This window comes from Pseudoflavonifractor capillosus (assembly GCF_016899775.1).
Lineage (GTDB): Bacteria > Bacillota > Clostridia > Oscillospirales > Oscillospiraceae > Lawsonibacter.
The window spans coordinates 1-7,302 of record NZ_JACJJE010000092.1 but is presented as its reverse complement, the minus strand read 5'-3'; the positions used below and the strand labels follow the sequence as shown (position 1 = coordinate 7,302).

General features: G+C 64.2%; 7 protein-coding genes. 4 read left to right on the top strand and 3 right to left on the bottom strand.

Going from position 1 to position 7,302, the window contains the following annotated elements:
• The first annotated feature begins 63 nt into the window (after positions 1-63).
• The 4 genes from H6B31_RS15955 to pepF all read left to right on the top strand — a co-directional run bounded on the left by H6B31_RS15955 (position 64) and on the right by pepF (position 4,433).
• Complete coding sequence (locus H6B31_RS15955; RefSeq protein ID WP_204899405.1) at positions 64-432, top strand: hypothetical protein; 369 nt, start codon at positions 64-66, stop codon at positions 430-432.
• Between the two features lie 74 nt (positions 433-506).
• Positions 507-1,439, top strand: coding sequence for an alpha/beta hydrolase (locus H6B31_RS15950; RefSeq protein ID WP_204899404.1), 933 nt, complete (start codon positions 507-509; stop codon positions 1,437-1,439).
• A gap of 53 nt (positions 1,440-1,492) precedes the next feature.
• Entirely contained in the window at positions 1,493-2,506 is a 1,014-nt protein-coding gene (locus H6B31_RS15945) for an alpha-hydroxy-acid oxidizing protein (protein ID WP_204899403.1), read from the top strand.
• A 118-nt stretch (positions 2,507-2,624) separates the two neighbouring features.
• Positions 2,625-4,433, top strand: a complete 1,809-nt coding sequence (pepF, locus tag H6B31_RS15940; protein WP_204899402.1) for an oligoendopeptidase F — start codon at positions 2,625-2,627, stop codon at positions 4,431-4,433.
• A gap of 313 nt (positions 4,434-4,746) precedes the next feature.
• On the opposite strand, the gene recO is transcribed toward pepF, so the two are convergent.
• From recO to era, 3 genes are all read right to left on the bottom strand, one after another.
• On the bottom strand, positions 4,747-5,496 hold the full coding sequence (recO, locus tag H6B31_RS15935; RefSeq protein WP_204899401.1) for a DNA repair protein RecO: 750 nt from the start codon (positions 5,494-5,496) through the stop codon (positions 4,747-4,749).
• Positions 5,497-5,534: 38 nt separating this feature from the next.
• On the bottom strand, positions 5,535-5,732 hold the full coding sequence (locus H6B31_RS15930; RefSeq protein WP_204899400.1) for a hypothetical protein: 198 nt from the start codon (positions 5,730-5,732) through the stop codon (positions 5,535-5,537).
• 497 nt (positions 5,733-6,229) lie between these two features.
• The gene (gene era / locus H6B31_RS15925; protein WP_204899399.1) at positions 6,230-7,126 is read right to left on the bottom strand and encodes a GTPase Era; all 897 of its coding nucleotides are present in this window, start codon (positions 7,124-7,126) and stop codon (positions 6,230-6,232) included.
• Positions 7,127-7,302 lie beyond the last annotated feature (176 nt).

Genomic DNA, 7,302 nt, shown 5'->3' with positions numbered 1-7,302 from the left:
AGATGTGTATAAGAGACAGGCCTGGGGGAGGGCTCCCGGCCCTACACCCAGGCCATCCGGGACATGATAGACCAGACCCAGGGCTTTCTCCGCTCCCTCCAGGCCCTGTCCCGCCGGTCGGGCAGCCGGGCGGCCCGGGTCCTGTCCGGGATCGCCGGCGACCTGCGCCGGGAGGAGCGCCGCCTGTCCACCGCCCACTTTCTCATCACCGGGGAGCGGTACAGCCCCAGCCAGGCCGGAGCCGCCCCCTCCGGCCCCCTGCCCCTGGCCCTGCGCACCCTCTTTCAGCAGTTCCACCAGCGCGCCGCCCAGGCCCGGGCCGCCGCCCAGGGGATGGGGGACCCCTGCCTCCAGCAGCTGTTTCAGGACCTGGGGGAGGACGCGGAGTTCTACGCCCAGCGCCTGCGCGCCCTTCTGGAGGAGATACCGTAAGGTTTGACTGGTCATTTCCGCCCATCTGTGGTACAGTGGAGAACAGATACCATGCAAGAAAGAAGGTCTGCTCCATGCCGGAACTGCTGGAATTCCGATACCCCTCCGCCCGCTCCGGGCACACCATCTACGCCCAGGAGCTGTGCCCGGACACGCCGCCCCGGGCGGTCATTCAGATCGTCCACGGGGTGGCGGAGCACATGGGCCGGTATGAGGAGGTATCCCGGTTTCTCGCCACCCACGGCTTCCTGGTGTGCGGCGAGGACCACCTGGGCCACGGAAAGACGGTGGAGGACGGCTCTTACGGCTTCTTCGCCCCCAAGGACGGCTGGGATTTGGTGGTCCGGGACGTCCGCCGCCTGCGGGAGCTGGAGGGGGAAAAATACCCCTCCCTGCCCTATTTCCTTCTGGGTCACTCCATGGGCTCCTTCCTGACCCGCACCTACCTGATCCAGTACCCGGGCACTCTGGACGGGGTGATCCTCTCGGGCACCGGCCAGGAGCCCGCTCCCCTGGTGGCCCTGGGCAGGGCCCTGGCCTCCCTGGAGTGCCGCCGCCTGGGCAGCCAGGGGGTGAGCCCCCTGGTGGACGCCCTCTCCCTGGGGGCCTACAACCGCCGCTTCCGCCCCAACCGCACCGGCGCCGACTGGATCTCCAGCGACCCGTCGGCGGTGGACGCCTATCTGGCCGACCCTCTCTGCCGCCCCAAGCCCACCGTGTCCATGTTCCGGGACATGATGGGAGGACTGCAGTTCATCGCCAAGCCGGGTGATCTGCGGAATATGAGGGCGGACACCCCGGTGCTCTTTCTCTCCGGGGAACAGGACCCGGTGGGCGGCATGGGCCGAGGGGTGCGGAAGGTCCGGCAGATGTTCCTGGACGCGGGCTGCACCGACGTGACCCTGAAGCTCTACCCCGGCGGCCGCCACGAGATGTTCCACGAGGTCAGCCAGCGGGAGGTCTTTGAGGACCTGCTGGCCTGGCTGGAGGACAAGCTGCCCTCTTGACGCTCCTCCCCATTTTGGCTACAATGTTTCCGAAGCAATAAGGAGGGGTTTTTGTGACCTATCAGGAAGTTCTGGCCGCCGCACGCACCTGCAGCGGCCCCAGCTGCAAGGCCTGTCCGGTGTGCAACGGGCGCGCCTGCGGCAGCACCATGCCCGGCCCGGGCGCCAAGGGCACCGGCACCGTGGCCATCCGCAACTATGAGGCCTGGCAGAATATCTATTTGAACATGGACACCATCTGCGAGAACAAGCCGGTGGACACCACGTTCCGGTTCTTCGGCGAGACCTACGCCCTGCCCGTGTTCGCCGGTCCCGTGGGGGCGGTGAATCTCCACTACGGGGACAAGTACAACGATCTGGAGTACAACAACATTCTGGTCCCCGCCTGCGTCCAGGCGGGCATCGCCGCCTTCACCGGCGACGGCACCAACCCGGATGTGTTCACCGCCGCCTCCGCCGCCATCGGGGCCGCGGGCGGCAAGGGCATCCCCACGGTGAAGCCCTGGGACAAGGACACCCTGTACGCCAAGCTGGACGCGGCCAAGGCCTCCGGCGCCAAGGTGTTCGCCATGGACATCGACGCCGCCGGACTGCCCTTTCTGAAGGGGCTCACGCCCCCCGCCGGGTCCAAGACGGTGGCCGAGCTGCGGGAGATCATCGAGTACATCAAGGTGCCCTTCATCCTCAAGGGCATCATGACGGTGAAGGGCGCGCAGAAGGCCCTGGAGGCCGGAGCCGCCGGCATCGTGGTGTCCAACCACGGCGGCCGGGTCCAGGACGGCGTCCCCGCCACCGCCCAGGTCCTCCCCGCCATCGCCGACGCGGTGAAGGGGCAGATGACCATTCTGGTGGACGGCGGCATCCGCACCGGCGTGGACGTGCTGAAGGCGCTGGCCCTGGGGGCCGACGGCGTGCTGCTGGCCCGGCCCTACGTCACCGCCGTGTACGGCGGCGGGGCCGAAGGGGTCCAGGTGCTCACCCAGAAGCTCAAGGGCGAGCTGGAGGACACCATGGCCATGTGCGGGGTCCACAGCCTGTCTGAGATTACCCGGGAGCTGATTTTCTGATTTCCTGCTGACAAGGGGGGCGGCCGCTGGCCGCCTCCCTTTTTCTGCTCACTTGCCATATTTTTTGTCCCGTGGTACCATACTGGTATCATCCACTTTTCTAACAGGAGGTTTTTCCATGTCTCAAGCCAAAGCCATCCCGGAGCGCAGTCAGATCGCCCCGGAGTTCACCTGGAACACCGCCGACCTCTACCCCACCGACCAGGCCTGGCAGGAGGACTTCTCCCGTCTCCAGGCCATGGTCCCCAAGCTGGCCGCCTACGCCGGCCGCCTGGAGGAGAGCGCGGACACCCTGTACCAGTACGTCACCCTGGAGCAGGAGGCCGGGGAGCTGCTGGTGAAGCTGATGGACTACGCCCAGCGGAGAAGCGACGAGGACACCCGGGTCCCCGAGTACCAGGCCATGGTGGGCAAGATCACCAGCCAGTATGTGGCCCTCTCTCAGGCGGTCTCCTTTGAGATTCCCGAGGTCTTACGCATTCCCACCGAGACCCTGGAGCGGTTCTATGGGGAAAAGCCGGAGCTGGAGCTGTACCGCCGGTACTTTGCCATCATCCAGGACCGCCGGGAGCACACCCTGTCCGACTCCGAGGAGAAGCTGCTGGCGGGCGTAGGGGAGCTGGCCCAGGCCCCGGACGACATCTTCTCCAAGCTGGCCGACGCGGACCTGACCTTCCCCGACGCGGTGGACTCCAGGGGGGAGAAGCACCCCCTGTCCAACGGCTCCTACACCGTCCTCATGTCCAGCGAGGACCGGGCGCTGCGCAAGTCCGCCTTTGAAAACCTGTATGCCGTCTACGGAGGCGTGAAGAACACCCTGGCCGCCACCCTCTCTGCCCAGGTGAAGCAGCTCCAGTTCTTCGCCGCCGCCCGGAAGTACCCCAGCGCCCTGGCCGCCTCTCTGGACGGCACCCGGGTGCCGGTGGAGGTCTACCACAACCTGATTTCCACCGTCCGGGCCAACCTGGACAAGATGCACCGGTACGTCCGCCTGCGGAAAAAGCTGCTGGGGGTGGACGAGCTGCACATGTACGATGTGTACGCCCCCATGGTGTCCGGAGTGGACGCCAAGATCCCCTATGAGGAGGCCAGGGAGACCGTCTATCAGGCGGTGGCTCCCCTGGGCAGGGAGTACCAGGCCATCATCCGGGAGGGTCTGGACCACCGGTGGATCGACGTATACGAGAACGTAGGCAAGCGCTCCGGGGGCTATATGTCCGGCTCTATGGTCCACCCCTATATTCTCCTGAATTACCAGGACGACCTGGACGGCATGTTCACCCTGGCCCACGAGCTGGGCCACGCGGTCCACTCCTATCTGTCCAACAAGACGCAGCCCACCGTGTACCGGGACTATGTGATCTTCGTGGCCGAGGTGGCCTCCACCTGCAACGAGGCCCTGCTCATGGAGCATCTGCTGAAAAATACCACGGACAAGCGCCGCCGGGCCTGGCTCATCAACCACTTCCTGGAGCAGTTCAAGGGCACCCTGTACCGGCAGACCATGTTCGCTGAGTTCGAGCTGCGCATGGGCGAGCTGTCCGCCCAGGGGGAGCCCCTCACCGCCGACCTGCTCAGCCGGGAGTATAAGGCCCTCAACGAGGCCTATTTCGGACCGGACATGGTCTCCGACGACCAGATCGCCCTGGAGTGGTCCCGCATCCCCCACTTCTATTACAACTACTATGTGTTCCAGTACGCCACCGGCTACTCCGCCGCCATCGCCCTCTCCCGTCGGATTTTGCAGGAGGGAGAGCCGGCAGTGAAGGACTATCTGGAGTTCCTCTCCGGCGGGTGCAGCAAGGACCCCATCGACCTGCTGAAGGGGGCCGGTGTGGACATGGCCTCCCCTCAGCCCATCCAGGCGGCCCTGGACCTGTTCGACTCCCTGCTGGACGAGATGGAAACTCTGACCGACCTTTCTTAACTCCCAATTCTTTTCTGGTGTTCCCGCCCCCTGCGGGGGCGGGAACACCAGAAAAAATACGGCTTTAGGCACGCCCCTACTTTTCTTGAAAGAAAAGTAGGCAAAAGAACTTTGTGCGAAACTGCGTTTCGCCTCTTGGCAAATCCACATCTGGGTTCAAAAAAGCGCCGCTGGCAGTGTACCTTGCCAGCGGCGTTGTTTTTTTCTCTTCTTTTTACAACGGTCTCGATTCTGTTGTGTGTTCCCGCCCCCTGCGGGGACGGAAGCAACAGAAGAATTCAAAATCTGGGAACACAAAACGAAATCAGGCGCTTCACAGGGCCATCTGTTTATAGAAGTCCAGGGTGCGGACCCCCCGCTCCAGCTGGGTGAGCAGATAGGCCTCCGTGATCCCCCCCAGCTGCTTGAGGCCCTCCTCCCCCAGCTGGAAGGAGAACAGCCGCTTGGGGTCCCCGTAGACGATGTGCCGCATGGCGGCCAGCACGCCGCCGTCCACCGGCATGGAGATGCCGTCTCCCACCTCCCCCCGGCAGGCGGCGCAGTGGAGCACCCCCTCCCGCAGGTGGAAGCGGGGCTCCTCCGGCGGCTCCCTCCCGCACACGGCGCAGGCGTCCAGCAGGGGGCCGTACCCCGCCAGGCACAGGCACCGCAGCTCAAAGGCGGCCTTCACCAGGGCGGGGGGCCGGTCCAGCTTGTCCAGGGCGTGGAGGCTGTTGAGCAGCAGGGAGAGCAGCTCCGGGTTGGGCACCCCCTCCACTGCCAGCAGCTCGGTGACCTCCGCCCCGTAGCAGCCCAGGGCCAGCTTCACAAGGTCGTCCCGCATCCCCCGGAACTCCCGCTCCACCGCCGCCTCCTGGACCGCCCAGCGGCCCCGGTGCTCATAGAGCACCATATCCGACCACACCAGCAGCTGACAGCCGGCGGCGATGGGACTCCCCTTCTTCCGGCAGCCCCGGCCGGAGGCGGTGAGCTTCCCCGCCTCCTGGGTGAGCAGGGTCAAAATTTTGTCCGATTCCTTATAGGCGGTCTCCCGCAGGACCAGCGCCTTGGTGCGCATGTGCATGTCTTCACGCTCCCAATATGTAAAGAGCCCGCTCCGGTTCAGAGCGGGCCAGCGGACGTCTCCGTCTTTTTCTCGGAGCTCCACCCCGGCGGAGGCATCCCCACCGAGCCGGGCAGTCCGGGGGGCGGCATGGGCGGCAGCACGGCCTCCCGCCTCTCCCCTTCGGACCGGACCGCCAGATATGCCTCCGGCAGCCCGGTGGCAAAAAACAGCTTCCACATCCCTGCTTGATCCATTTCATGCCCTCCCGTCTCTCTTTCTGTGCCCTTAGCGTGGCAGAAACGGTCGAACCCTATGTGTGGAACATTCCGGCTGTCTGAATTTGCCCCGGCTTTTCTGGAAAGAAAAGCCTGCAAAAGAATTTTCTGGGAAACCTCGTTTCGCCTCTGCCCGCCTTGGAGCTCTCAGAAAATCGCAGTCCCGCCGCACGGCTTGAGCTCCTCCGCAGCAAAGGCTCTGTCAGCGAGGGAGTGTCCAGCTTTTAACTGGCTCCAAGCCAGCGGCCCGATGAGGGCATCGGGCCCTACAGGTGAAAACTGAGTGGGAGCGGCTGGGGGCACATCCCAGGGTGGCTTTTCTCGGCCTCCGGCCGATTCACCTTCAGCCCCCGCCCTGCCCGATTCGCCCGGCAAATACCGCCCCCTCATCCGCCCCAGTGTGCGCACTGGGGCACCTTCCCCCAGGGGGAAGGCTAGAGAGGAGTGCGGGCGGCGAAACTCCCCTGCAATCTCTCTCACTCGTCCCGATACCCGAAATTCCGGATCAAATTCACGTTATCTCTCCAGTTCTCTTTCACTTTCACCCAGGTCTGGAGGAAAACCTTGGTCCCCATGAACCGCTCCATATCCTGCCGGGCCAGGGAGGAGATCTTTTTCAGCATGGCTCCCCCCTTGCCGATGATGATGCCCTTGTGGCTGTTCTTCTCGCAGTAGATGGTGGCGTCGATCTCGATGACCTCGTCGTCCCGCTCGGAGAACTTGGTGATCTCCACCGCCGTGCCGTGGGGGATCTCCTTGTCCAGGCACAAAAGCAGCTTTTCTCTTAAAATTTCCGCCATCATCTGCCGCTCGGGCTGGTCGGAGATCATGTCCTCCGGGAACAGCTGGGGCCCCTCGGGCAGGAAGCCCTCCAGCACCCCCAGCAGCTCCTCCACCCCCTCGCCGTTTTTGGCGGAGATGGGCACCACGGCGGTGAAGTCGTGGGCCTGGGTGTAGGTCTGGATGACCTCCAGCAGCTTCTCCTTGTGCTCCAGGGTGTCCACCTTGTTGATGACCAGCACCGAGGGACAGCCCAGGGTCTTGATCCGGGCGATGAGCTCCGCCTCCGGGGCGCCGATGTTGGGGATGGGCTCCACCAGCAGGAGCACCGCGTCCACATCGGCCACGCTCTCCTTTACCACGTTCACCATGTAGTCCCCCAGGCGGGTGCGGGCCTTGTGGAGGCCTGGGGTGTCCACAAAGACGAACTGGCACTCCCCGCGGTTCAGGATGGCCGAGATGCGGTTGCGGGTGGTCTGGGGCTTGTTGGTGACGATGGCCACCTTCTCTCCTACTAAAGCGTTGGTCAGGGTGGATTTGCCCACGTTGGGGCGGCCGCATAACGTAATAATTCCGGACTTTTTAATCGACATCAGATGATCCTCACTTTCTTGTTTGGGTGCGAGCAGTTTTCCCTTGTTTATTGATTTGCAGGGGTGTTTCGCCGCTCCGGCGGCGAGGTACTTTCCCAACGGGCGGATTGTCAAGTGAAGTGCAACGGTTTGTGAAAAAAGAGTTCAAGAGGAGATTTCCAGCCTAGGCATTTGCG